This is a genomic window from Actibacterium mucosum KCTC 23349 (assembly GCF_000647975.1).
In the GTDB taxonomy this organism is placed as follows: domain Bacteria; phylum Pseudomonadota; class Alphaproteobacteria; order Rhodobacterales; family Rhodobacteraceae; genus Actibacterium; species Actibacterium mucosum.
The window spans coordinates 1-23946 of record NZ_JFKE01000005.1; the positions used below are offsets into that span (position 1 = coordinate 1).

Here is a 23946-nt window from a genome sequence, read left to right on the forward strand (position 1 = left end):
CAAACCTCTCTGAACGATGAAAATGCCCTCAGTTGTACCAAAACATTGCGTAACACGAACTCCGTGATACGTCGTAGTGTGGATCTGAAACGGGGGCTATGATGCCAAGACATTTCCAAATCGGCGAAAACAACGCCACCGGCCAGTGGATCACGTCGCAGACGCATCGTGACTGGTTGAAAATCGACGCCCGGCGGCAGTTTGAGTTCTTTGCTGGCAGTTGCCGGCCAGATCCCGGTTTCTACGTTCTGGGATATGACGGCACCCCCCTTGCCGACACGCTGCAGGAACTGCACACAACGACCCGGCTTGTACATTGTTTCGCGCTTGGGAAGATCGCCGGACAACCCGGTTGCGACGCGGTTATTGACCAAGGTGTCAACTATTTGCTGAGCCACCATTTCGACCGCGAATTTGGCGGGTTTGTATGGGGTGTGGATGGCGATGAGGTCGCTGATCCGAGAAAGCTGGCCTATGGCCACGTTTTTGTGTTGCTGGCAGGGTCCAGTGCATATGCGGCGGGCCATCCAGACGGCGAAAAACTGATTCAATTGGCAGAGGCCACGATTGATCAGCACTTTTGGGAAGAAGAACATGGCCGCCTGTGTGACGAATGGAACCGGGATTGGACGCCGTTTTCCACCTATCGTGGTATGAATGCCAATATGCACGGCGTGGAGGCGCTGCTCGCCGCGTATGAGGCGACGGGGCGAGAAAAGTTCCTGACCCGTGCGGGCCAAATCCTAAACTTTTTCATGGGCGAAATCGCTCCCGAACACGACTGGCGATTGCCCGAGCATTACCATGCAAACTGGGCGGTGGACCCGTCCTATAGCGGCGATCCCATGTTTCGCCCGGCGGGCACAACGCCCGGACACTCATTCGAACTGGCGCGTTTGCTGCTGCAACACTGGGACCTGCGCGGCCGGGCCGATGACCAAGCGCTTTCAACCGCGCGAAACGTTGTACAAACTGCCTTGCAGGATGCCTGGCATGCGGATGGGGGCATCATCTATACCCTCGGTGAGGGCGGTGCGCCGTCCATATCAGCCCGCTATTGGTGGCCCGTGACCGAAGCCATCGGTGTTCTGGCAACATTTTTGAAATGTGACCCGACACCGACGGACGAAGACTGGTATCGCAAGCTTTGGACCTTTGCGGGGGAACATTTCGTTGATCCGCAACACGCCGGATGGTTCCCCGAGATCGACCATGCGGGCAACCCCACCGACCATCAGTTCAAGGGCAAGCCCGACATCTATCACGCCCTGCAAGCCGAGCTCTTCCCGCTTTGCGGTGGAATTTCAAATGCTTACAAGGGCCTTCGTGGCATTCTTGGCTGAGAATTTTTTGAACGTCCCGTGGCCGTCGGCCAATGCTCACCGGCTTCACAGCGCTTTGGCGGACAGCCTATAGTGGTGCCAATCGCCATCAACACAGCGGCTGACTTGTTTTGAGCATCAATCTTTCCGTCGAAAACCTTCGTGTCCGTTCGCGCAGTGGCCGCGATCTTGTTCAGGTCGACGCGCTGGACGTTTCGACCGGAACCTTGCTGGGCATAACGGGGCCTTCGGGGGCAGGAAAATCCACCTTGTTGCTTGCGCTTGCGGGGTTGCAGAACAATGTGACCGGCCGTGTCACTTGGGGGGCAACCGACATCACCTCGGTTTCGAAACGCAAGCGCAGCCAGTTTCGCGCCCGGCAAATAGGATTGGTCTTTCAGGACTTCCATTTGTTTGAAGAGCTGACCGCAAAAGAGAATGCCGCCCTCGTGTCCATGTTCCGCCCAAAGGCTGAGCGTCAGGGTCTTCGCAAAGCTGCGGCTGCGATCCTTGGCCGACTGGGCCTTGATGATGACCAGCGGGCTGTCGGTACATTTTCCGGCGGGGAACGGCAGCGCGTTGCCGTTGCGAGGGCTTTGGTGACCGATCCGCCCGTGATCCTGGCCGACGAGCCCACGGCCAGTTTGCATCGCAACGCGGCAGACACCTTGGCGCGAGACCTGCACGACATCTGCCGACGGGGGGGCAAAACCCTGATTGTGGTGTCCCATGACGACAGCGTTCTGGGCCGGATGGACCGGGTGCTGACACTGCGTGACGGCAGGGTAGAGGCCTAGGTTCATGTGGCAATCTCTGACACCGTTTCTGCAGAACATAGTGTTGCTTTTGACGCTGTTGGCGCCGTTGGTCGTTGCGGGATCCTGTGTGCTGCACGGATACCGGACGGCTTCGCTTACACGCGCGCTGATGTGGCGGTATCGGTGGGCCAACATTTTGTTTGTCGTGTTGATTGCCGTTTCCGTTGGCTTGGGTGTTGGCCTTCTGGCCCAGGAGCGCGGACTTCGACAGGGCACCGCGTTGGCCGCGGAAAAATTCAACGTGGTTGTCGGCGCCCCGGGCAGCGACGTGACGCTGATGATGGCATCGGTCTTTCTTCAACCCTCCGCAGTGCCGTTGATCGACGGCGAGGTTTATGCACGCATAGCAGACCACCCGCACGCCACCCTGACCGCGCCTTTGGCATTTGGCGACTCGTATCGCGGGGCGGCGGTTGTTGGGACAACGTCCGACTTTGTCGACTATCTTTCCGGCGGGCTGGTCGCGGGTCGGCATTTTCAGAACAGCTTGGAAGCCGTGATTGGTGCCGCTGCCCCGCTGCAGGTCGGCGAAGAGTTTGACCCCGACCACGGCCGGACGCCGGCCGAAAAATCGGAATTCGAGGGCGCCCATACCGGTGCCGGACTGCGGGTTGTTGGCAAGATGGCCCCAACCGGCACACCGTGGGACAAGGCAATTTTGGTTGCTGTCGAAAGTGTCTGGGAATTGCACGGATTGGCCAATGGTCATGCGCCCACATCCGAAAACCAGCTGGGCCCACCGTTCGACGCGGCGTATTTTCCCGGGACCCCCGCCGCCATTGTTCACACCGATCAATTGTTCGCGGCCTACGCATTGCAGGCGGAATTCAATCAAGCCTCCGAGACGATGGCGTTCTTTCCCGGCGCGGTGCTTTCGCGCCTTTACCGGGTGTTGGGAGACATACGCCAAGTGATATCGGTGATGGCCTTCGTCACACAAATCCTGGTCGCCGTATCCGTTGTGGTCGGGCTTTTTGTTTTGACCTTGTTGTTCCGGCGGCAAATGGCACTGCTTTATGCACTGGGAGCACCGCGCAGGTTTATCACTGGCGTCATCTGGTCCTATGGGGCCTCCCTTCTTGTGGCGGGGGCGCTTGCGGGGATGGCCTTGGGGCAGTTGGCGACAATACTCCTGTCTCGTATCCTGTCGGCACGTACCGATATCCTGATCACCGCGCCATTGGGCTGGCCCGAGGTGCATCTGGTTGCAGGTTTCGTGGGGACAGCGTCAGTTTTGGCGCTGTTGCCGGCCTTGGCAGTGGGCCGGGTGACAAGCCCGGCCGATCTGCGGGGTTAAGCGGCCAACCCGCGCGCGCCCAGCTTCAGGAACTTGTCGCGACGTTGCTTGATCAACGCATCACGGTCCTTCTTGCGCAGCGGATCCAGCATTCCGGCAATGGCTTTGCCCACCGCCTCGATCGCCGCTTCGCGGTCGCGTTGCGCGCCGCCCACGGGTTCGCGGATGATCCGGTCTGCCACGCCCAGTTCCTTGAGATCTTGTGCTGTCAAGCGCAGCGCCTCGGCAGCTTCGCGCATCTTTTCGGCGTCTTTCCACAGGATCGACGCACAGCCTTCGGGCGAAATCACCGAATAGACAGAATGCTCCAGCATCGCCAGCTTGTTGGCCGTCGCAAATGCCACAGCCCCGCCAGAACCACCCTCGCCAATCACAACCGAAACCAGCGGCACGCCGATTTTCAGGCATTTCTCGGTAGATCGGGCAATTGCCTCGGACTGGCCGCGTTCCTCGGCGCCCTTGCCGGGATAGGCACCGGGCGTGTCGACCAGCGTGATCACCGGGATATTGAACCGGTCAGCAAGATCCATCAGGCGGATGGCTTTGCGGTACCCCTCGGGACGGGCCATGCCGAAATTGCGTTCGATCCGCGATTTCGTGTCCGAGCCTTTCTCCTGTCCGATCACCACCACGGGTTCGTCGTTGAACCGGGCCAGCCCCCCCATGACGGCGTGGTCATCGGCAAAGTTCCGGTCGCCGGCAAGCGGCGTGTATTCGGTGAACAATGCTTCGATGTAATCCTTGCAATGCGGGCGATCAGGGTGACGCGCCACCAGGCATTTCCGCCAGGGCGTCAGGTCCGTGTACAGCTCGCGCAGCAGTTCCGATGCCTTTTTGTCGAGGGCGCGAGCCTCTTTGTCCACATCCATCTCTTCGTTCGCCACGCCCATTGCGCGCAGCTCCTCGGCCTTGCCTTCGATCTCGGCCAGGGGTTTTTCGAACTCAAGATAGTGCATGTATCGCTCCACATTCGGTCGAAAGGTATATGCAACCGGTTTGTCCAAGATGCAACGGGAACTCGCATCCGCCTTCGCCCCGCTTTTGGCCGTTATTTGTCCGGTTGCAGCGCGGTGGCATACATTTTCAGGCCCTCAACGCCCTTGGGCGTGACCGCGTAGATGCCGGTTTGAACCCGCTCGAACCAGCCGTAGTGGTCGGCCGCCATCAGCCGCGTTGCGGTGGGCACACCGGTGGCTTTGGCTACCTCTGCGCCTTTGGTGGGGCCATGTTCAGCCAAATGCGCAGCGCACCGCAGGGCGTCTTGCCGATAAGCGGTGATCAAACCTGCGCGGGTCGCCCCGCCGGTATTCGGGTCCCCCACGCGCCGCGCAAATTCACGCAGCAACCGCGCCTTGCGGGGTTTGGACTGACGCGGTTGATAGGGGCCGGGGTCGCAATGCACCTCTACATGGCCGTCGCGTAACCGCACGGTGATCAAACCAAGACCAAGGCGCCGCGCCAATGCGATATTCGATTTCAGCGTTTTCGCAAATGCCTTAGTCGCGGAACGGGGTACGGCCAGATAGACCCAATCGGTCACCGTTTGCCGCGCGATGCCTTGGTGAAAAAGGGTCAGCGAGACCGCGGTTTTCAGTTCGACAATCACCGGGTCTTCGCCATCACGAACCGCCACCAAATCGGCGGCTCCGACCTCGCCCTTCACCTCGTAGCCCTGCCCCTGAAGGTAGGTCTTGATCGGCGCATAAAGCTCGGTTTCGCGGATCGTGTTGGCCATGTCAGCAGCCTAGCGCGATGGACGCAGCAGGGGAATCCCCTAGCCGTCGATCAGCGCGCGCATGGCCAGTTCCGGCGATGCCAGAACAGGAACGCCCGCGTCCCGCAGCAAAGGCAGGGCAACGTCCATCGACGCCTGAGCCAACAACACAACATTGGTGTCCCGGGCGTGGTTAAGATGCCGACAGATGCCCTCGGCAATCACGCTGGCGAAACGGGATTGGTCACCGTCTTCGAAGGCCGGCCACGCATTGGGCAGGTGCAACATGTCGATGGTTTCTACCCCGGCGCTTTGCAGCAAAGCTTGGCTTGGCTGGGCCGTGCTGTGCAGGCAATAGGCCAGACAGATCCGCCCGCCAATTTGTGCGGCGCGCGCCATCATCGGCGCATCGATTCTGAGCGCGCCCAGCGTGGCGGCCAATGGCCCAAGTGTGGAGCAGGTGCAAAGAACGCGTCCCTCGGCGGCGGCGATGGCCTCGATCAGTTCCGCGGTCAGCGCGTGGTCCTGCGGGTTGTCGCGCGCAGTTTGCAGCCAATCGGGCCGCACAATATGGGTCAGCTGCTGCCTCGGCGCCAGAAGGTCACGCAGCGCATCAAACCGTGCCACGTGCACCTCAGCTGTATGCAGGAGTGTTGCGCGCACCCTATCCCGCGATCAGTTCGGACTGGGCAACGATCACCTCGGCCTGTTTGATCGACGCGATGTCGACCAGCCGGCCCTTATAAACGGTAGCGCCTTCGCCGTTGGCCTTGGCGGCCGCCATCGCGGCAAGGATTTCGCGCGCCTCGGCCACGGCTTCGTCCGAGGGGGTAAAGACCTCGTTGGCCAGCGCGATTTGCTTGGGGTGGATGGCCCATTTGCCGACCATGCCCAACGTGGCCGAGCGGCGGGCCTGGGCGCGGTAGCCTTCGTCGTCGCTGAAATCGCCAAAGGGGCCGTCAACCGGCAGCACGCCATGGGTGCGACACGCGGCGACAATGGCGGCCTGGGCCCAGTGCCACGGATCGGACCAATGCTTAGCATCCCCTTGAAGCATATAGTAATTTTCCTGCGTCCCGCCGATGCCAGTGGTCTGCATGCCCATCGAGGCGGCAAAGTCGGCGGCGCCCAGGCTCATGGCTTGCAGGCGCGGAGAGCTGGCGGCGATTTCTTCCACATGGGCAATGCCGGCGGCGCTTTCGATGATCACCTCGAAGCTGATCGGTTTGGTGCGGCCCTGCGCGGCCTCGATCGCGGTGACCAGCGCGTCAACGGCATAGATATCGGCCGCACAGCCAACCTTGGGGATCATGATCTGGTCCAGCCGGTCGCCCGCTTGTTCCAGCAGGTCCACCACGTCGCGATACCAATAGGGCGTGTCCAAGCCATTGATCCGAACAGACAAATACTTGCTGCCCCAATCCACGTCACTAATCGCTTGAATGATATTGGCCCGCGCCTGTGGCTTGTCATCGGGGGCAACGCTGTCTTCGAGGTCCAGGTTGATGACGTCGGCTGCGCTGGCGGCCATTTTCTCGAACAAAGCCGGGCGTGAGCCGGGGCCGAACAGCTGACAGCGGTTCGGACGGGCGGGGGCGGCGGGTTGCAGGCGGAAGCTCATGGCGCATCCTTTAGTAATGATATTTCGTCGTGGTTGACCGAGTTGATATATTATTGCGCGCCGGTCTTCAAGCATGTTTTCGCGTGCGCAGAAGGAGTTTCTGCAATGCGGCGTCCGGCGGGCAATTCTTCGAAAGTTTAAACAATTCTTGCAAGTTTCGGCGCGCAGAAACAGCAAAGTTTAAAATATTTCGAAGCCAATCCCGGGAGGAATCGGTCAGCCTGTCGTCAAATCGAAAGGTGCCAAGATGATCAAAACTCCGTATCTGCTGTTTCTGGGCGACGCGCCCGACGGGCTCGCTGCAAAGGTGGCACAAGGCATCCGCGATTGGCGACCGGAAAATGCGGTGGGTCAGTTCCGGATGGACGGATGCAAGGCCGATCTGGGCCTGACCGATATGGCGTTGGCCGAGGGTCTGGCCGCCGGGGCCAGGACGCTGGTGATCGGGGTGGCCAACCGCGGCGGGGTGATCAGCCCCGCGTGGAAGGCGGTTCTGCTGGATGCGTTGAAGGCCGGGTATGACATCGCCTCGGGGCTGCACAACCTGCTGTCGGACGAGGCCGATCTGGTTGCGGCCGCCGCCGAACACGGGCGGGCGCTGCATGATGTGCGTGTGCCCTCGGTGGACTACCCGATTGCCAACGGCGTGAAACGCAGCGGCAAGCGCTGCCTGGCGGTGGGCACCGATTGTTCGGTGGGCAAGATGTACACCGCGTTGGCGATGGACAAGGACATGCAGGCGCGCGGCATGAACGCGACCTTCCGGCCTACGGGGCAGACCGGCATTCTGATCACCGGTGACGGCGTGCCGCTGGATGCGGTGGTGGCCGATTTCATGGCCGGCGCGGTGGAATGGCTGACGCCCGACAACGACGCCGATCACTGGGACCTGATCGAGGGGCAGGGCAGCCTGTTCCACGTGTCGTTCTCGGGCGTGACGATGGCGTTGATCCATGGCGGGCAGCCGGACGCGCTGATCCTGTGTCACGAGCCGACGCGCACCCATATGCGCGGGTTGCCGGGCTATGACCTGCCATCGCTGGAGACGCTGCGCGATACGGCGCTGCCGCTGGCCAAGGTGGCGAACCCTGCGTGTCAGGTGGTTGGCATCTCGGTCAACACTCAGCACATGTCCGAGGATGAGGCCGTGGCTTATCTGGCTGAGGTTGAGGCGCGCATGGGCCTGCCCGCGGTTGACCCCTTCCGCCACGGCGCCGGCCGTCTGGTGGATGCGCTGGCGGCGGTCTAAGGTGCAGGCATGACAATCGAGGTCTCTTACGACGCCTTCCCGCTGGCCGAGGTGTTCACCATCGCGCGCGGGTCAAAGACGCAGGCGCAGGTGGTCACCGCGACGGTGACGCGGGGCGGCCAAGTGGGGCGCGGCGAATGCGTGCCCTATGCGCGGTATGGCGAAACGATGGACAGCGTGGCCGATCAGATCCGGGCGCTGCCTGACGGGGTCACGCGCGCCGCGCTGGCCGATGCGCTGCCTGCGGGGGCCGCACGCAACGCGGTGGATTGCGCCTTGTGGGATCTAGAGGCCAAGACGGCCGGCCGCCGGGCCTGGCAACTGGCCGGGCTGGCGGCGCCGGGGCCGGTGATCACCGCCTTCACCCTGTCGCTGGACAGCCCCGAGAACATGCGCGCGGCTGCGGCCAAACACGCCCATCGGCCGCTGTTGAAAATCAAGCTGGGCACGCCCGATGACATGCCGCGGCTGGAGGCTGTGCGCGACGGGGCCCCCAAGGCGCAGATCATCGTGGACGCCAACGAGGGCTGGAGCGCCGAGGTTTACGCCGATCTGGCCCCGCATCTGGTGCGGCTGGGTGTAGAACTGGTGGAACAGCCCTTGCCCGCCGGGGATGACGGGATGCTGGGTGAGATTGCCCGCCCCGTGCCCGTTTGCGCCGACGAAAGCTGCCATGACCGGGCCAGCCTGGCCGACCTGAAGGGCAAGTATGACGTGGTGAACATCAAGCTGGACAAAACCGGCGGGCTGACCGAGGCGCTGGCGCTGCGCGACGCGGCGCGCGAGGCGGGGTTCGGCGTGATGGTTGGCTGCATGGTTGGCAGTTCGCTGGCGATGGCGCCGGCGGTTCTGGTGGCGCAGGGCGCGCAGATCGTGGACCTGGACGGGCCGCTGTTGCTGGCCCGCGACCGCGCGCATGCGCTGCAATACGACGAACAAGGTGTGCACCCGTCCGATCCGCGCCTTTGGGGGTAAGCCGTTGCAATTCTGTGCCTTTCGCGACTTAACTTGCGTCAACACGAGGCAAGGATTTTTTTGATGAGTGTACGCGACCGTCTTCGAATTATCGAAGAAACGCTGCTGTCCGATGACTGGGCGCGGCTGACGAAATACAAAATTGCGTGGAAGCGCCGGGATGGCGGCGAGAGCGTGGGGTTCCGGCAGGCCTATGACCGGGGCAATGGCGCGGTGATCCTGCCCTATGATCCGGCGCGGCGCACGGTGTTGCTGACCCGGCAGTTCCGGTTGCCGGCATTGCTGAACGGCTATGACGAGCTGTTGATCGAGGCCGCTGCTGGTTTGCTGGACGAGGCCCGGCCCGAGGATCGCATTCGCGAAGAGGCCGAGGAAGAGCTGGGCCTGCGGCTGTCGAATGTCACGCAGGTGTTCGACATGTTCATGTCGCCCGGATCGGTCACCGAACGGCTGTTCTTTTTCATCGCCACCTATACCGAGGCCGATCGTATCTCGGCCGGGGGTGGTCTGGCGGAAGAGGGCGAAGATATCGAAGTGCTGGAGATGACGATCGGCGAGGCCATGGCCCAGGTGGCCGATGGTCGCATCCGCGACGCCAAGACGGTGATCCTGCTGCAACACGCAGCACTGCATCTGTTTGCCGATTGACAGGCGGCGCCGAAACCCCGAAACCCGCAGAACGAAAGAACAAAGGAACCCGACATGACGCGCACCGTATATGTGAATGGGCAGTACCTGCCCGAGGATGAGGCCAAGGTCTCGATCTTTGACCGCGGGTTCCTGATGGCGGATGGCGTTTACGAGGTGACCAGCGTCATCGGCGGCAAGCTGGTGGATTTTGACGGGCACGCGACGCGGCTGGAACGGTCTTTGTCCGAGCTGGACATGGGCCAGCCCCTGACCAAGGACGAGTTGCTGGAGGTGCATCGCGAGCTGGTGCGGCTGAACGAGATTGACGAGGGCGGGGTGTATCTGCAGATCACCCGCGGCGCGCCGGCCGACCGTGACTTTGTCTTTCCGCCCGCGGATACGCCGCAGACGGTGGTTCTGTTCACGCAGTCCAAGCCGGGCCTGTCGGCGGCCACGCCAAAGCCGATCAGCGTGATCTCGATCGAGGATCAGCGCTGGGGCCGGCGGGATATCAAGACGGTGCAGCTGCTATACCCGTCTTTGGGCAAGATGATGGCCAAGGCCGCCGGGGCGGATGACGCGTGGATGGTCGAGGATGGCTTTGTCACCGAGGGCACGTCGAACAACGCCTATATCGTGAAGGGCCGCAAGATCATCACCCGCCATCTGGGCAACGAGATCCTGCACGGGATCACGCGCGCCGCGGTTCTGCGGTTTGCGCGCGAGGCGCAGATGGAGGTGGAAGAGCGCAATTTCACCATCGACGAGGCGAAGGAGGCGGACGAGGCGTTCATCACCTCGGCCACGATGTTCGTGACGCCGGTTGTGGCGATCGACGGCGAACAGATCGGCAATGGCGAGGGGGGCGGCATCGCGGCCCGTCTGCGCGAGATTTACATCGAAGAAAGCCGCAAAGCCGCCGTATAAGGCAGCAGTGTCCCGCCCCCTTTGGAAACAAACTGTTTCCGGGGGTAAACAGTTCTCGACCCAGATAAACTTTCCGTTAAACTTTAGCGGAATGGCGAGTCACGAGTATGGGGGTACGGGATGCTTGCACTGCTTGGCCTATTGGGCCTTTTGGGATCTGTAGCGGTATTCGAACAGGTCACCAACAACGGTGATGATGACAACGATTCCGACCGCGGCGGGCCCGATCCATTCGAAGGCACCGATGGTCGTGATTTTCTGGTTCTGGGTGACGGCGGTGTTCTGGCCAACGCGGGTGCTGGCGACGATGTCGTCACCACCGGTGCCGGCAATGACGTGGTCAATGGTGGCGAAGGCAACGACCTGATCGAGACGACACGCGGCAATGACGTGATCAATGCGCAGCAGGATGACGATCTGGTCAATGCCGGTGCGGGCAATGACCGCGTCGACCTTGGCTTTGGCGACGATGCGTATCTGGGCGGTGTGGCCACCGGTGCGGATATCGATCTGGAAGACGTGTTCAACGACGATCCTTCTGATGCAGTGTTCCTGACAACCACGGGCGTGGACTTTGCCCTGCAATCGGATGCGCAGCCTACGGACGAGGATGCCGCGCGGCTGGATGTGGACCTGCCCCCGATCTCGGTCAATGTGCCCGATGATGACGTGGTGGACGGCAACCGGGGTGACGACACCCTGATCGACATCAAGGGCAGCGACATTCTGAACGGTGGCCGCGGCGATGACCTGATTGCGGCGATTGATGCCGGCGAGGCGTCGCTGGACAATGGTGACCGTCTGGATGGTGGCTTTGGCGACGATACGATCTTTATGGATGCAGGTGACATCGCGCGTGGCGGCGGCGGGGCCGACAGCTTTAACATCCTGTCGCGTGTAGCCAACGAAGACATTCAGGTGATCCAGGACTTCGATCCGGTCGAAGACGCGCTGACAGTGATGGTGCAGCGCGGCACGCCTGAAGAGATGGATGTGACGATCGAGGCTTCGGGGGCTGAAGACACGCATGTTCTGGTGAACGGTTCTGTCGTGGCCCTGCTGCGGGGTGTGGCGTTTGATACACTGGACGCCGACCTGATCGTTGCGGTGCATGCGGACGGAGCGGCGGAACCCGAGCCTGAGCCCGAACCTGAACCCGAGCCGGTGAAAGTGGACGGCACCGATGGTGACGACGCGATCACGTTGGGTGACGAGGGCTATGATGTGGCGCTGGGAGCAGGGGACGACACGGTTTCGACCGGTGATGGTGATGACATCGTGGCCGGGGGTGAAGGTGCCGACGTGATTGAAACCAGCCGTGGCAGCGATGTGATCAACGCCAATCAGCAGGCCGACAAGGTGAATGCCGGGCCGGGCGACGATATTGTGACGCTGGGCTGGGGCAATGACAGCTATTTGGGCGGTGTATCCGACGGGGCCGATATCGACCTGAACCTGGTTTTCAACGATGACCCGAACAACGAGGTCTTTGCCAAGATGAAGGCGCTGAAGGGACAGTTCCTGACCGACACGCCATCAAGCCTGCCGAACCCCGAGGAAATTGACGTGTTCCTGCCGGGTATCTCGGACAACGTGACCGACAATGACACGGTGAATGGCAATCAGGGTGACGACACGCTGATCGACATCAAGGGCCGCGACATGCTGTTCGGTGACGAGGGCGATGACCGTATCGTTGCATTGGACACACGCGGCGCATCGCTGGACAATGCCGACACCGTTGAAGGCGGCGACGGCAATGACGTGCTGCTGACCGATGCGGGCGACACCGTGATCGGTGGGGCAGGGGCTGATCTGTTCGGCTCGTTCAGCCGCGTATCGGGCGAGGACGTGCAGGTGATCAAGGATTTCGATCCGGTTGAAGACGCCGTGACCGTTCTGGTCGAACATGGCGCGCCCGAAGACCTGGAGATGACGTTGGTGTCGACGAATGGCGGCATTGACACCGCGATCGAGATCAACGGTGCCCTGCACGCCATTCTGGAAGGTGTCACACCGGATCAGCTGGACAGCGCGGTCATCGTCGCGGCCCATGCCGACGCATAAAGTCGTGCCCGGCGGCGTTTAAGCGTCGTCGGGTTTTACCTTTTCGAAGGTTGCCAGTTGCTCGGCCGAGGCTTCGGTCTGATACTTGGCTTTCCACTCGGCCATGGGCATGCCGTAATAGGCCTCGCGCGCTTCGTCCTTGGACATCTCGATGCCCTCGGCATTGGCGGCCTCCATATACCATCGGCTCAGGCAGTTGCGGCAGAAACCGGCCATGTTCATCAGGTCGATATTCTGCACCTCGGGGCGTTCTTCGATCAGATGCTGGCGCAGGCGGCGAAAGGCGGCGGCTTCGATGCGCAATTGGGTCAGGTCGTCCATGGGGGGCTCCTTACGATTGGGGCAGAACGCGTTTGGCGTAGATATCTGCGTTAAGCTCGCGCACGTCGGCGGACAGGGCGCCGACATCCGGCAGGGCGGCCTCCAGCGTGGCAAGGATCAGGCGCGCCACGGCGGCCCGGTCTTCGGTGGTTCGGCCCGACAGGACAAGCGCGGTGACATGGGCAAAGCTTTGCGGTTCGGTTGCGATATGCCAATGCGGGCAGGGCAGGGCGCGCACCTTGATGGCGGCCTTGGTCGGAAACAGGTCCGAGGCCATGGCCATGTCAAACAGCCGGTCGCAAAGCGCGCCGATATCGTGGCCCTCGGCCAGATCGGCGGAATGTTCGATAATCAGGTGCGGCATGGGGGTCCTTATAGTTGTGCGTCGGTCAGGGCGGCGTTCAGGGCCGGGGCAAGACGCGCCGCCCAGTCCCGTTGGCCCAGTTCATCTGATATCAGGTCGTTGCGCAATTCGATCAAGGTGCTGGGCCGGCCCGGGATCTCGGCATGGCGGTCGATGGCGTCGCCGGGCAGGTGGCCGTTATAGGGCTGGTTGTGGCCCACGCACAGGTCCGGGTCGGCGCGCAGGTGTTCGATCAGCGGCAGCGACAGGCGCGCATCGGCGGCGTGCAGGATCGCCACCTGCCACGGGCGTGGCGCATAACCGTTCAACTGCGGGGTGAAGGAATGCACCGACACGATCACCGTATCGTCGCGCCGGGCGGCCATGCGGGTCAGGGCGTCGTGGTAGGGGGCATAGCAAAGGTCGATCCGTTGCTGCAGGTCGGTGGCATCTGCATGGGCGTTGGCGGGGATGACCGAGCCGTCGTAAAGCCGCATCAGCAACGTGGGGTCGTCCAGCCCCCGGTTCGGGTCGATCACCAGCCGCGAGAAGTTCGACAACACCACCGGGGCGTCCAAAGCCTCGCCCAGAAAGGTCGCCACGCCCGCAGCACCCGGATCAAAGGCGATGTGACGGGCCATATCGGCGACCGGAAGGCCCAGGTCACCGCCGTTTACAAAGGGCGGAACCGTGTTCGCCGCATGGTCGCAGGTGATCAAAAAACGGCCGTTTCGGGCCTCACCTTTAATTTCGAAAGGGATATAATTCATTCGCCTGTCACTTTTTGCGCACAGACACTCATCTAGGCGGGATTCGCCGGTTCTGCCAGTTGCTTGTCGAAATGTTAGCGCCTATCAAGGCGCCGATTCCAGCCGCATGATGCACATTCAGGAAGAGAGATTTTGCCCATGAGACGTATGCGTAACGTAAAAATCGTAGCGACGCTGGGCCCGGCGTCCAGCGATTATGACATGATCCGGTCACTGTTCGAAGCCGGCGCCGACGTGTTCCGTCTGAACATGAGCCACGGCACCCACCCCGAGATTGCCGAGCGCCACGCCATTATCCGCAAGATCGAAGCCGACCTTGGCCGTCCGATCTGCATTCTGGCCGACCTGCAGGGCCCCAAACTGCGTTGTGGTGTTTTTGCCAACGGCCCCGAAACGCTGAAGATCGGGCAGGACTTCCGTTTCGATCTGGACCCGGCCGAAGGTGACGCCACCCGCGTGCAGCTGCCGCACAAAGAAATCTTTGCCGCGCTGAAGCCCGGTTCGACCCTGTTGGTCAACGACGGCAAGATTGCACTGAAGGTGAAAGATTGCGGCGACGATTATGCCAATTGCGAAGTGACCACCGGCGGCGAGATTTCGAACCGCAAGGGTGTGAACGTGCCTGACGTGGTTTTGCCACTGGCAGCGCTGTCCGAGAAAGACCGCAAGGATCTGGAATTTGTGTGCGAGCTGGGTGTGGACTGGCTGGCGCTGTCCTTTGTGCAGCGGCCCGAGGACGTAAACGAGGCGCGCGACCTGGCCAAAGGCCGCGCTGCGGTTCTGTCGAAGATCGAAAAACCCGCCGCGGTTGAGGCGTTTGATTCGATCCTGAAAGTGTCGGACGGCATCATGGTGGCTCGGGGTGACCTGGGCGTGGAGCTGCCGGTGCAGAACGTGCCGCCGATCCAGAAACAGCTGATCCGCAAATGCCGTGCCGCCGCCAAGCCGGTGATCGTGGCCACGCAGATGCTGGAAAGCATGATCGAGAGCCCCGTTCCAACCCGCGCCGAAGTTTCGGACGTGGCCACCGCGATTTACGAGGGCACCGACGCGATCATGCTGTCGGCAGAATCGGCCGCGGGCAGCTATCCGATCGAAGCCGTGACCACGATGAACAACGTCGCGGTCGAGGTCGAAAACGACCCCACCTATCGCGACGTGATCGAGGCCAGCCGGACCTCGACCCGGCAGGGTATCGCCGAAGGCATCGTGGCCTCGGCCCGCGAGATCGCCGAAACCTCGGACATCCGCGCGATCTGCTGCTTTACCCATTCGGGCATGACCGCCGAGCTGACCGCGCGCGAACGCCCGCGCGTGCCGATCCTGGCGCTGACACCGTTTGCCAAGACCGCGCGCCGCCTGAGCCTGAGCTGGGGTGTCAGCTGTTTCTATGCCGAAAGCGTCGATCGCTTCAAAGAAGCGGTGATCGCTGCCATCCGCGCCGCGACGACTGCCGGTTACGCGGAGGTCGAGGATCACGTGGTGGTCACCGCCGGTGTGCCGTTCAATGTGCCGGGTTCGACCAACATTCTGCGGATCGCCCCGTGCGAAGAAAGATTGATTTTCGCATCCGAGCCGGAATAATGGCCTAACCATATTTCAGGAGAGGCCATTATGAGCACGGATATCTACCTTGTCGTTGGAACCATCTGTGGTGTTTTGGCCTTTCCCAGCCTGCTGGGCGCTTATTCAGAAGGGCGCCCGCCGCGCGCTGCGGCGATTTTGATCTTGATTGCGGGGGGGCTGATTGTTCTGGCGCTGTACCAGTCGCCTCAATCCATCAGTCTGGAAGACATCCCGAATGCCTTCGTGCGCGTCTTCAGTCGCCTGCTGAGCTAATTTTCGCCTTGCCATGGGGGGCTTTGCGCCCTAATAAGCGCGCTCAATCCGCGCGACCGGCCGATGTGGCATGCCGAGTCGCGTTTACACCGCCCGACGGAAGGAGACGGAAATGCCCAAGATGAAGACCAAGTCGAGCTGCAAGAAGCGGTTCAAGGTGACTGCGAAAGGCCGCGTGAAAACGGGTCAGGCCGGCAAGCGTCACGGTATGATCAAACGTACCAACAAATTCCTCCGCAATGCGCGCGGAACCACCACCATGTCGGCACCTGACGAGAAAATCGTCAAGTCGATGATGCCCTATTCGCGCTAAGGAGGTCTGAGAGATGTCGAGAACCAAAGGCGGAACCGTCACCCACGCACGCCACCGCAAGGTCGTAAAGGCCGCGAAGGGGTATTACGGCGCCCGCAGCCGCAACTTCAAAACTGCAACGCAGGCCGTCGACAAGGCGAACCAGTACGCCACGCGCGACCGCAAGCAGCGCAAGCGGAACTTCCGCGCGCTGTGGATTCAGCGGATCAACGCCGCCGTGCGTGCCCATGACGAAGCGCTGACCTACAGCCGCTTCATCAATGGTCTGTCGCTGGCAGGTATCGAAGTTGACCGTAAAGTGCTGGCCGATCTGGCCGTGAACGAGCCCGATGCCTTTACAGCCATCGTGGACAAGGCCAAGGCCGCACTGGCCTAATTGTCTGCAAACCGCATCGTATAGAGGGCCGTCCGGTTGGGCGGCCCTTTTTTTGCCACAATCCGGGCCAACCAGGCCCGAACAAATTTAGGAAAATCGCAAACTTCCCGTTTTTGTAACGAGATTTGGCCGCAATTGAGCGGCATTTTTTTAGCGTACCGTTTGGAATTAGTGTGCAGGGTGAGGGGTCTTGGCACGTATCAGCGAACTTCATTATTCGAATGCGTATGCGGCTTCGTCCGGTGTGGCGGAGTTTCTGGAGGTGTCGCTTGCACAGGGCGAGGTTGCCTCGGACTTTACCGTCACTTTCTACCAGGCCAATGGCAGCGCAGGCCTGACGGTTAACCTGGGCGATCCCGGGGTTGTGATGACGGTGGACACGCAATCCAACGAAAACGTCTATGTCATCTCGGCGGACAATTTTAACATTCGCCTGACCGACCCGAACGGGGGCGGGTCTAATAATTATGAGGCCTATGCGCTGGTCGAGACAAGCTCGGGCACGGTGGTGGATTTCTACGACATTGGCGGCGGCACGCAGAATATCGTGGCGCAAGATGGCCCGGCGGCGGGCGCAGTGTCGGAAAACCTGCCGGTGCTTGTGGGGCCGAACCAGACCACCACGACGCTTCAGTTCAACCAACCTGATCCCGACACGCTGACCTATGGCTCGGTCAACCCCGGAGACAGCGGTGCAATCTGTTTCACCCGCGGCACCATGATCGAGACGGCTACGGGCGCGAAGCCGGTTGAGAAGCTGCGCGCCGGGGATCTGGTGCTGACGGCGGATCGGGCGGCGCAGCCCCTGCGCTGGGTCGGGAAGCGCACCGTTGTGGCCGAGGGCGACATGGCGCCCATCGTCTTTGCGACGGGGATTTTGGGCAATTTCCGGCCGTTGGTTGTCAGCCCTCAACACCGCGTTTTGATCAGCGCCGCGACCCTGTCGCTGTTGTTTGGCGAGGAAGAGGCATTGGTGGCCGCGCGTCACTTGGTTGATGGGGAAACGGTGAACCGCCGTCATGGCGGCCTTGTGACCTATTACCACCTGATGTTTGATCAGCACGAGCTGATCTGGGCCAATGGCGCGCTTAGCGAAAGCTTTCTGGTGTCGGCGCACAGTCTGTCAATGCTGACCCCCGCGATGCGGGCCGAATTCCAGACGCTGTTCCCCGAACTGCTGGCCAATCCGGTGGTCGAGCCACAGCCCGTGCGCCGCACCTTGCAGGGATATGAGGCACGGTTGCTGGCCTTGGCCGCATAGGCGGTTGCATTCGCGCCAGTCGCTTTGTATCCCCGGCATCGTCAGGATAAAGGGCGCGTCATGGAAGAGCTCCGTCAGAAATACATTCAGGCCATCGCCGATGCCGCCGATGAAAGCGCGCTGGAAGAGCTGCGCGTGGCCGCGGTGGGCAAGAAGGGCGAGGTTAGCCTGAAGATGCGCGAGCTGGGCAAGATGACGCCCGAGGAACGCCAGGTGGCCGGCCCGGCGCTGAACGCGCTGAAGGACGAGATCAACAGCGCGCTGTCGGCAAAGAAATCGGCGCTGGCGGATGCGGCGCTGGACGAACGGCTGCGCACCGAGTGGCTGGATGTCACGCTGCCCGGCCGCCCCGAACGCCGCGGCACGATCCACCCGATCAGCCAGGTCAGCGACGAGATCAGCGCGATCTTCGCCGATATGGGCTTCGCCGTGGCCGAAGGCCCGCAGATCGAGACCGACTGGTACAATTTCGACGCGCTGAACATCCCGCCCCACCACCCTGCGCGGCAGGAGTTCGACACGTTCTATATGCATCGCGACGCAGGCGACGAACGCCCGCCGCATGTGCTGCGCACGCATACCTCGCCGGTGCAGATCCGGTCGATGGAGAAAACCGGCGCGCCGATCCGCGTGATCGCGCCGGGCCGGGTCTATCGCAGCGATTATGACCAGACCCACACGCCGATGTTCCATCAGGTTGAGGGGCTGGCGATTGACCGCGACATCTCGATGGCCAACCTGAAATGGGTGCTGGAAGAGTTCTGCCGCGCCTTCTTCGAGGTGGATCAGGTGGAGCTGCGCTTCCGCGCCAGCCACTTCCCGTTCACCGAACCCTCGGCCGAGGTTGACCTGCGCTGCAGCTGGCAGGGTGGCACGCTGAAAGTGGGCGAGGGCGACGACTGGATGGAGATCCTGGGCTCGGGCATGGTGCACCCCAAGGTGCTGGCGGCGGCTGGCGTAAACCCCGACGAATGGCAAGGCTTTGCCTTCGGTCTGGGGATCGACCGGCTGACCATGCTGAAATACGGCATCCCCGACCTGCGCGCGTTCTTCGATTCAGACCTGCGCTGGCTGCGCCATTACGGCTTTGCCGCGCTGGACCAGCCGAATTTGCAGGGCGGGCTCAGCCGTTGACGCAACATCCGTGAAGAGGGCCGCAAGGACCGATGAACGGGCTGACACCCTTGTGACTGCGTGTTTACGTTTCTGGCGCTAGGCTGCGGGCATGCGAATCTTTGCCCTGATCCTGGCCCTTCTGGCCGCCGCCCCCGCGCTCGCCAATGGTGACCGCTGCCACGCCGAAACCCCCTGCAAACTGGGCGACCGCAGCTATCACGTGAAAGAGCCCGACGGCTGGGACGGCCAAAGCCCCTTGCCGGTGATGCTGCATTTCCACGGCTGGCAGCGCCAGGGCGACCTGATCGTGAAACATCAACGTATCTCGGGCGCCACGCGGCGGCGCGGCGTGCTGCTGGTGGCGCCCAACGGGCTGGGCCGCAGCTGGGACTGGTGGAACGATGATACGGTCAACCTGGACTTCGCCGACGCGGTGCTGGCCGATGTGATGGCGCGATACCCCGTGGATCGCACCCGCATCTATGTCTCGGGCTACAGCTGGGGCAGCTCGATGGCGTGGCGCTATGTCTGCGCAAGGGGCGACGGGGTAGCGGCTCTGCTGGCCATATCCGGCACGCTGGACCAGCGTGAGAATTGCGATGAGGCCCCGGCCGAGGTGCGCCACGTGCACGGGCTGGCCGACACGGTAATGGATTACCCCTTTGGCCCCGGCGGCGACGAAACCCACCCCGTCGCCCTGTGGCGCCGCACGTTTGACTGCGGGCCGGGCGTCGATGCGGGCACATGGCAGCAACGCGCGTTTCTGACGCTGAGCCGTATCGAATGGACCAATTGCGCCACCGGCCGCGTCAGCCTTGATATCCACCCCGGCGGCCATTTCATCCCGCATGGCTGGATCGCCCGGCAGCTGGACGAGTTGCTGGGCCTGCCGAACTCTTACCCCTGACCCTTGCGCTGAACCCAAATCTTTGTCATTGCCTGCGGCAACTGATCTGACTGCCCGAAGGCGACGCGAGAGATGAAATTCACCCTAAGCTGGCTGCGCGACCATCTGGAAACGGATGCGTCCATCGAAGACATCACCTATGCCCTGACCGATCTGGGGCTGGAGGTTGAGGGCGTCGAAGACCCCTCTGCCGCTTTGGCTGCGTTTACGCTGGGCTTTGTGGAAAGCGCCGAGAAGCATCCCGATGCCGACCGTCTGCGTGTGTGCCAGGTGAAAACCGATGATGGCACGCAGCAGATCATCTGCGGCGCGCCAAACGCGCGCGAAGGCATCACCGTGGTTGTGGCCAAGCCGGGCATGTATATCCCGGGCCTTGATACCACCATTCAGGTGGGCAAGATCCGGGGTGTCGAAAGCTTTGGCATGATGTGCTCGGAACGCGAAATGCAGCTGAGCGACGAGCATGACGGGATTATCGAGCTGCCCTCGGGCAATGTCGGTGACCGGTTCGTGGATTGGCTGGCCGAAAATGACCCCGCCAAGGTGGACCCGGTGATCGAGATCGCCATCACGCCCAACCGCCCCGACGCGCTGGGCGTGCGTGGCATTGCCCGTGATCTGGCCGCGCGTGGTCTGGGCACGCTGAAGCCCGCGAAAACCGCCGAAGTGGCGGGCACGTTCGACAGCCCGATCAACGTGACCATCGACGACGACACCCGCGCCGAAGGGTGCGAGGTGTTCATGGGCCGCATGATCCGCGGCGTGAAGAACGGCCCGTCGCCCGCGTGGCTGCAGGATCGGCTGAAGGCGATCGGGTTGCGCCCGATCTCGGCCCTGGTCGATATCACCAACTTCTTCACCTATGACATGAACCGCCCGCTGCACGTCTTTGACGCCGACAAGGTGCAGGGCGACCTGCGCGTACATCGCGCCAAGGATGGCGACACGCTGGTGGCGCTGGACGAAAAGGAATACGCGCTGTCCGATGGCATGGTTGTGATCTCGGATGATCGCGCGGTGGAAAGCATTGCCGGTATCATGGGGGGCCTCGAAAGTGGCTGTACCGACGAGACGGTGAACGTGTTCCTTGAGGCCGCCGTTTGGGAAACCATCCAGATCGCGCGCACCGGTCGGGCGTTGAAAATCAACTCGGACGCACGGTATCGCAACGAACGCGGCATTGACCCAGCGTTTAACGCCCCGGCGATCGAGCTGGCGACGCAGATGATCATCGAGTTGTGCGGTGGCGAGCCGTCGCATGTGGTGACCGCGGGCGCGGTGCCCGATGTCAGCCGCGCCTATAAGCTGGACACGGATCGCGTGCAGTCGCTGGTGGGCATGGAAATTCCGGCCGACGAGCAACGCGCCACGCTGACCGCGCTGGGCTTTGTCATGGATGGCGACATGGCGGGCGTGCCGTCGTGGCGGCCCGATGTGCTGGGCGAGGCGGATCTGGTGGAAGAGGTGGCGCGCGTAGCCTCACTGACCAAGCTGCAGGGCAAACCGCTGCCGCGCACCCAGGTCGGCGTGCCGCGCGCGATCCTGACCCCGATGCAGAAACGCGAAAGCATCGCGCGGCGCACGGCGGCGGCGCTGGGTTACAATGAATGCGTGACCTACAGCTTTATCGACCAGAAATCGGCGGCGGCTTTTGGCGGCGGCGCGGATGCCACGATGCTGGACAACCCGATTTCAAGCGAGATGAGCCATATGCGCCCCTCGCTTCTGCCGGGCCTGTTGCAGGCAGCGGCGCGCAATCAGGCGCGCGGGTTCATGGATATGGCCCTCTTTGAGGTTGGCCCGGTTTTCCACGGCGGCGAGCCTGAGGACCAGGAGGCGTTGATCACCGGCATTCTGGTTGGCCATACCGGCCCGAAAGACCATTACGGCACCCGCCGCCCGGTGGATGTGTTCGACGCCAAGGCCGATGCCGAGGCGGTGCTGGCCGCCATCGGCGCGCCCGCCAAGGCGCAAATCCTGCGGGATATGAACGGATGGTGGCATCCGGGACGGTCGGGCAAGATTGCGCTGGGCCCCAAGAAGGTGCTGGCCGGGTTTGGCGAGCTGCACCCGCGTGCCGTTGAGGCGATGGATGTGAAAGGCCCCGTAGTGGCTTTTGCTATCCATCTGGCCGCGATCCCGTTCCCCAAGGCGCGCAAGACCACCAAGCCGGCGCTGGCCGCGTCCGATCTGCAATCGGTCGAGCGCGACTTTGCCTTTGTCGTGGATGCCGAGGTGGAGGCGCTGACGCTGGTCAATGCCGCGCAAGGTGCCGACAAGGCGCTGATCGACGAGGTGCGCGTCTTTGACGAGTTCATCGGCGGCGCGCTGGGCGAGGGTAAGAAATCGCTGGCCATCACGGTGCGCCTGCAACCCACCGACACGACCCTGACCGAGAAGGATATCGAGGCCGTGGGCGCGAAGATCGTCGAGAAGGTCACCAAGGCCACCGGCGGCACGTTGCGCGGGTAAGCCATGCAGATCCGGCGCGCAGAACCAAGTGACGTGCCGGCCCTGCGCGATATCGTGAACGCAGCCTACGCCGGTTATGCCGCGCAAGGGGTTGCCTTGCCGGATGTTGCGGGCGGTTTGGGCGACAATCAGGCCGCCGGGCAGCTTTGGCTGGCCGGTGATCCGCCGCTGGGCGTTTTGGCCGTGGCCACGACGCCGCCGCACGCGCATCTGATGAACGTGGCCGTGGCGCCGGATGCAGGCGGCAAAGGCGTGGGCCGCGCGCTGATCTTGCACGCGGTCGACACGGCACGGGCGGCCGGATGCAGCGAACTGCGCCTGACCACGCACCGCCTGATGCCAGACAACGTGGCGCTGTACGAACACCTCGGCTGGCACGTGACCGGCGACGAGGGCGACAAGATCTTTATGACCCGCCTGCTGTGACCGCAGGGACACAGGTCGCGACCTTGCGAAAATTCGCATTTGGGTCGCGGCGCGAAATGCGCGTATGAGACAGCCCTGCAATTCATCCAAAGGAGGCACCTATGCCTGCTGAACAATCCGCGCGCCGCGCGAAACTCACCCTGTTCTGAATTGCCCGCCCTCTTTGGCCGCGGGCGCTTTTTCCCGTGGAACCAAAGACATGAGACCCTCTGACGTTCAACACTTCCGGCGGCTTTTGCCAATGGACATGCCGTTCAGCTATTACGCGGATCGCGAGAGCCCGTGGTTGCTGGGCCAATTGATGGATCGCAATGCCAACGTGGCCGAATTGCGCAAGTCGGCGGCGGGCAAACTGTTGTCGCGGCCATTGGTCAAACCCTTGGTTGCGGGATGTGGCGGTGCGCTGTCGCAGCGCGATGTTCTGGCGCTGGCCCATGCGGATAAGGCCATCGATTGGCCGGACCTGTCCAAGCCTGCGTTGCAGGGGTTGGAGCAGGTATTTGCCACCGTGTGGCAGGATTTCGTTCTGAGCTTTGCCGAGTGGGGCAAGGGGCGCCGGTGGTACGATCAGACCACGCGCAACCGGCAGAACCTTGTGGTGCAGTTGGGCTTTGCCTCGGACCACGCCGCGTTGATGGGGCGGTATTTTGGCAAGCTGCAACGCAAAGATCTGGAGTTTGACGGGCACCCGATCCGTCTGACCGGGCGGCCTACGCTGGCCTGGGCGCGGCTGGATATTTGCCGCGAGACCGGGCATGCGCTGATCGAAGAGGTACAGTCGGACTGGCTGCGCTTTGCCCGCGACGAGGTCGAGGCGTTGCAATCCGGCCGCCCGCAGGTGCGCCAGCTTGCGATGGCCGAGCAATACGAGGCCGGGCTGGTGCGGTTGTACGGCAAAATCTGGCCCCGTGTTATGATGTTGGCGGTGCTGACATTGCTGTGCGATCAACTTGGGGTGCAGACGGTCTGGATGCATCAGCCCGAGGCCGGGGTTGCTCTGAAGAACATCCACGGCACGCCGCCGCCCCGGTCGCTTTATACCGATCTGCCGCGGCGGTTCTGCTTTGCCGCAACACGCGACCGGCCGCCGTTCCTGCGCAGCCTGCCCAAACAGCGAACCAAACGGTTGCCGAAATCCGGGCCGCTGTTCTGGCGGCTGGAACTTGTCGGGTGAAATTGGGT

The 23946-nt window shown here is 62.4% G+C and carries 25 protein-coding genes; 18 read left to right on the plus strand and 7 right to left on the minus strand.

Features of this window, described 5'->3' with window-relative positions; genetic code table 11:
* Positions 1-101: 101 nt before the first annotated feature.
* The 3 genes from ACMU_RS11905 (at position 102) to ACMU_RS11915 (ending at position 3437) form a co-directional block, all read left to right on the plus strand.
* Positions 102-1343 carry an AGE family epimerase/isomerase gene (locus ACMU_RS11905; protein ID WP_035260559.1) on the plus strand — a complete coding sequence of 414 codons (1242 nt, stop codon included), beginning with the start codon at positions 102-104 and terminating at the stop codon, positions 1341-1343.
* Positions 1344-1453: 110 nt separating this feature from the next.
* On the plus strand, positions 1454-2119 hold the full coding sequence (locus tag ACMU_RS11910; protein ID WP_035259902.1) for an ABC transporter ATP-binding protein: 666 nt from the start codon (positions 1454-1456) through the stop codon (positions 2117-2119).
* Between the two features lie 4 nt (positions 2120-2123).
* Positions 2124-3437, plus strand: a complete 1314-nt coding sequence (locus tag ACMU_RS11915) for an ABC transporter permease family protein (RefSeq protein WP_035259903.1) — start codon at positions 2124-2126, stop codon at positions 3435-3437.
* On the opposite strand, the gene ACMU_RS11920 is transcribed toward ACMU_RS11915, so the two are convergent.
* The 4 genes from ACMU_RS11920 to ACMU_RS11935 form a co-directional block, all read right to left on the minus strand.
* Positions 3434-4393 (minus strand): acetyl-CoA carboxylase carboxyltransferase subunit alpha, encoded by a 960-nt coding sequence (locus ACMU_RS11920; RefSeq protein WP_035259904.1) that lies wholly within the window; start codon positions 4391-4393, stop codon positions 3434-3436. The two genes, ACMU_RS11915 and ACMU_RS11920, sit on opposite strands and share 4 nt — an antisense overlap.
* 92 nt (positions 4394-4485) lie before the next feature.
* Positions 4486-5172 carry a DUF2161 domain-containing phosphodiesterase gene (locus ACMU_RS11925; protein WP_201769889.1) on the minus strand — a complete coding sequence of 229 codons (687 nt, stop codon included), beginning with the start codon at positions 5170-5172 and terminating at the stop codon, positions 4486-4488.
* A 39-nt stretch (positions 5173-5211) separates the two neighbouring features.
* Positions 5212-5778 (minus strand): hypothetical protein, encoded by a 567-nt coding sequence (locus tag ACMU_RS11930; RefSeq protein ID WP_236626255.1) that lies wholly within the window; start codon positions 5776-5778, stop codon positions 5212-5214.
* Positions 5779-5815: 37 nt separating this feature from the next.
* Positions 5816-6772: an L-malyl-CoA/beta-methylmalyl-CoA lyase gene (locus ACMU_RS11935; protein ID WP_035259906.1), complete on the minus strand. Its 957-nt coding sequence runs from the start codon at positions 6770-6772 to the stop codon at positions 5816-5818.
* A gap of 247 nt (positions 6773-7019) precedes the next feature.
* On the opposite strand from ACMU_RS11935, the gene dgcN reads away from it, so the two are divergent.
* The 5 genes from dgcN to ACMU_RS11960 all read left to right on the plus strand — a co-directional run bounded on the left by dgcN (position 7020) and on the right by ACMU_RS11960 (position 12620).
* Entirely contained in the window at positions 7020-8021 is a 1002-nt protein-coding gene (gene dgcN / locus ACMU_RS11940) for an N-acetyltransferase DgcN (protein WP_035259907.1), read from the plus strand.
* 9 nt (positions 8022-8030) lie between these two features.
* On the plus strand, positions 8031-8996 hold the full coding sequence (gene dgcA / locus ACMU_RS11945; RefSeq protein WP_035259909.1) for an N-acetyl-D-Glu racemase DgcA: 966 nt from the start codon (positions 8031-8033) through the stop codon (positions 8994-8996).
* A gap of 63 nt (positions 8997-9059) precedes the next feature.
* Entirely contained in the window at positions 9060-9644 is a 585-nt protein-coding gene (locus tag ACMU_RS11950; RefSeq protein ID WP_035259912.1) for an NUDIX domain-containing protein, read from the plus strand.
* A 54-nt stretch (positions 9645-9698) separates the two neighbouring features.
* Positions 9699-10553 carry a D-amino-acid transaminase gene (locus ACMU_RS11955; protein ID WP_035259914.1) on the plus strand — a complete coding sequence of 285 codons (855 nt, stop codon included), beginning with the start codon at positions 9699-9701 and terminating at the stop codon, positions 10551-10553.
* Between the two features lie 120 nt (positions 10554-10673).
* Positions 10674-12620, plus strand: a complete 1947-nt coding sequence (locus ACMU_RS11960) for a calcium-binding protein (RefSeq protein ID WP_035259917.1) — start codon at positions 10674-10676, stop codon at positions 12618-12620.
* Positions 12621-12638: 18 nt separating this feature from the next.
* Here ACMU_RS11960 and ACMU_RS11965 read toward each other — a convergent pair whose 3' ends face one another.
* Genes ACMU_RS11965 through ACMU_RS11975 form a run of 3 tightly spaced genes read right to left on the minus strand, consistent with a single transcriptional unit; the run spans position 12639 to position 14054 of the window.
* On the minus strand, positions 12639-12941 hold the full coding sequence (locus ACMU_RS11965; RefSeq protein WP_035259920.1) for a DUF1244 domain-containing protein: 303 nt from the start codon (positions 12939-12941) through the stop codon (positions 12639-12641).
* A 10-nt stretch (positions 12942-12951) separates the two neighbouring features.
* Positions 12952-13305, minus strand: coding sequence for a 5-carboxymethyl-2-hydroxymuconate Delta-isomerase (locus tag ACMU_RS11970; RefSeq protein ID WP_035259923.1), 354 nt, complete (start codon positions 13303-13305; stop codon positions 12952-12954).
* Positions 13306-13313: 8 nt separating this feature from the next.
* A complete protein-coding gene (locus ACMU_RS11975) occupies positions 13314-14054 on the minus strand; it encodes an N-formylglutamate amidohydrolase (RefSeq protein WP_035259924.1) in 741 nt (246 codons plus the stop codon).
* Positions 14055-14192: 138 nt separating this feature from the next.
* Here ACMU_RS11975 and pyk point away from each other — a divergent pair, with 138 nt between their 5' ends.
* The 10 genes from pyk to ACMU_RS12025 all read left to right on the plus strand — a co-directional run bounded on the left by pyk (position 14193) and on the right by ACMU_RS12025 (position 23938).
* A complete protein-coding gene (gene pyk, locus ACMU_RS11980; protein ID WP_035259925.1) occupies positions 14193-15638 on the plus strand; it encodes a pyruvate kinase in 1446 nt (481 codons plus the stop codon).
* A gap of 30 nt (positions 15639-15668) precedes the next feature.
* Positions 15669-15893 carry a hypothetical protein gene (locus ACMU_RS11985; RefSeq protein WP_035259927.1) on the plus strand — a complete coding sequence of 75 codons (225 nt, stop codon included), beginning with the start codon at positions 15669-15671 and terminating at the stop codon, positions 15891-15893.
* 112 nt (positions 15894-16005) lie between these two features.
* The gene (gene rpmI / locus ACMU_RS11990; RefSeq protein WP_035259929.1) at positions 16006-16206 is read left to right on the plus strand and encodes a 50S ribosomal protein L35; all 201 of its coding nucleotides are present in this window, start codon (positions 16006-16008) and stop codon (positions 16204-16206) included.
* 13 nt (positions 16207-16219) lie between these two features.
* Positions 16220-16582, plus strand: a complete 363-nt coding sequence (rplT, locus tag ACMU_RS11995; protein WP_035259930.1) for a 50S ribosomal protein L20 — start codon at positions 16220-16222, stop codon at positions 16580-16582.
* Positions 16583-16772: 190 nt separating this feature from the next.
* Positions 16773-17843: a Hint domain-containing protein gene (locus ACMU_RS12000; protein WP_035259932.1), complete on the plus strand. Its 1071-nt coding sequence runs from the start codon at positions 16773-16775 to the stop codon at positions 17841-17843.
* 60 nt (positions 17844-17903) lie between these two features.
* Positions 17904-18977, plus strand: coding sequence for a phenylalanine--tRNA ligase subunit alpha (pheS, locus tag ACMU_RS12005; RefSeq protein WP_035259934.1), 1074 nt, complete (start codon positions 17904-17906; stop codon positions 18975-18977).
* A 91-nt stretch (positions 18978-19068) separates the two neighbouring features.
* Complete coding sequence (locus tag ACMU_RS12010; RefSeq protein ID WP_035259935.1) at positions 19069-19866, plus strand: alpha/beta hydrolase family esterase; 798 nt, start codon at positions 19069-19071, stop codon at positions 19864-19866.
* 72 nt (positions 19867-19938) lie between these two features.
* Positions 19939-22338 carry a phenylalanine--tRNA ligase subunit beta gene (gene pheT / locus ACMU_RS12015; RefSeq protein ID WP_035259936.1) on the plus strand — a complete coding sequence of 800 codons (2400 nt, stop codon included), beginning with the start codon at positions 19939-19941 and terminating at the stop codon, positions 22336-22338.
* A 3-nt stretch (positions 22339-22341) separates the two neighbouring features.
* The gene (locus ACMU_RS12020; RefSeq protein WP_051588307.1) at positions 22342-22764 is read left to right on the plus strand and encodes a GNAT family N-acetyltransferase; all 423 of its coding nucleotides are present in this window, start codon (positions 22342-22344) and stop codon (positions 22762-22764) included.
* Positions 22765-22963: 199 nt separating this feature from the next.
* Positions 22964-23938 (plus strand): hypothetical protein, encoded by a 975-nt coding sequence (locus ACMU_RS12025; protein ID WP_152544600.1) that lies wholly within the window; start codon positions 22964-22966, stop codon positions 23936-23938.
* The last annotated feature ends 8 nt before the right edge of the window (positions 23939-23946 follow it).

What these genes read in the sequence shown, in the direction of transcription:
- ACMU_RS11985 (WP_035259927.1), top strand. Translation starts at nt 15,669, where the DNA reads ATGAGCACGGATATCTACCTTGTCGTTGGAACCATCTGTGGTGTTTTG.
- ACMU_RS11925 (WP_201769889.1), bottom strand. Translation starts at nt 5,172, where the DNA reads ATGGCCAACACGATCCGCGAAACCGAGCTTTATGCGCCGATCAAGACC.
- ACMU_RS11965 (WP_035259920.1), bottom strand. Translation starts at nt 12,941, where the DNA reads ATGGACGACCTGACCCAATTGCGCATCGAAGCCGCCGCCTTTCGCCGC.
- ACMU_RS11920 (WP_035259904.1), bottom strand. Translation starts at nt 4,393, where the DNA reads ATGCACTATCTTGAGTTCGAAAAACCCCTGGCCGAGATCGAAGGCAAG.
- ACMU_RS11935 (WP_035259906.1), bottom strand. Translation starts at nt 6,772, where the DNA reads ATGAGCTTCCGCCTGCAACCCGCCGCCCCCGCCCGTCCGAACCGCTGT.
- pheT (WP_035259936.1), top strand. Translation starts at nt 19,939, where the DNA reads ATGAAATTCACCCTAAGCTGGCTGCGCGACCATCTGGAAACGGATGCG.
- ACMU_RS11905 (WP_035260559.1), top strand. Translation starts at nt 102, where the DNA reads ATGCCAAGACATTTCCAAATCGGCGAAAACAACGCCACCGGCCAGTGG.
- ACMU_RS12020 (WP_051588307.1), top strand. Translation starts at nt 22,342, where the DNA reads ATGCAGATCCGGCGCGCAGAACCAAGTGACGTGCCGGCCCTGCGCGAT.
- ACMU_RS11970 (WP_035259923.1), bottom strand. Translation starts at nt 13,305, where the DNA reads ATGCCGCACCTGATTATCGAACATTCCGCCGATCTGGCCGAGGGCCAC.
- ACMU_RS11950 (WP_035259912.1), top strand. Translation starts at nt 9,060, where the DNA reads ATGAGTGTACGCGACCGTCTTCGAATTATCGAAGAAACGCTGCTGTCC.
- dgcN (WP_035259907.1), top strand. Translation starts at nt 7,020, where the DNA reads ATGATCAAAACTCCGTATCTGCTGTTTCTGGGCGACGCGCCCGACGGG.
- pheS (WP_035259934.1), top strand. Translation starts at nt 17,904, where the DNA reads ATGGAAGAGCTCCGTCAGAAATACATTCAGGCCATCGCCGATGCCGCC.
- ACMU_RS11915 (WP_035259903.1), top strand. Translation starts at nt 2,124, where the DNA reads ATGTGGCAATCTCTGACACCGTTTCTGCAGAACATAGTGTTGCTTTTG.
- rplT (WP_035259930.1), top strand. Translation starts at nt 16,220, where the DNA reads ATGTCGAGAACCAAAGGCGGAACCGTCACCCACGCACGCCACCGCAAG.
- dgcA (WP_035259909.1), top strand. Translation starts at nt 8,031, where the DNA reads ATGACAATCGAGGTCTCTTACGACGCCTTCCCGCTGGCCGAGGTGTTC.
- ACMU_RS11955 (WP_035259914.1), top strand. Translation starts at nt 9,699, where the DNA reads ATGACGCGCACCGTATATGTGAATGGGCAGTACCTGCCCGAGGATGAG.
- ACMU_RS12010 (WP_035259935.1), top strand. Translation starts at nt 19,069, where the DNA reads ATGCGAATCTTTGCCCTGATCCTGGCCCTTCTGGCCGCCGCCCCCGCG.
- ACMU_RS11975 (WP_035259924.1), bottom strand. Translation starts at nt 14,054, where the DNA reads ATGAATTATATCCCTTTCGAAATTAAAGGTGAGGCCCGAAACGGCCGT.
- ACMU_RS12025 (WP_152544600.1), top strand. Translation starts at nt 22,964, where the DNA reads ATGAGACCCTCTGACGTTCAACACTTCCGGCGGCTTTTGCCAATGGAC.
- pyk (WP_035259925.1), top strand. Translation starts at nt 14,193, where the DNA reads ATGAGACGTATGCGTAACGTAAAAATCGTAGCGACGCTGGGCCCGGCG.
- ACMU_RS11960 (WP_035259917.1), top strand. Translation starts at nt 10,674, where the DNA reads ATGCTTGCACTGCTTGGCCTATTGGGCCTTTTGGGATCTGTAGCGGTA.
- rpmI (WP_035259929.1), top strand. Translation starts at nt 16,006, where the DNA reads ATGCCCAAGATGAAGACCAAGTCGAGCTGCAAGAAGCGGTTCAAGGTG.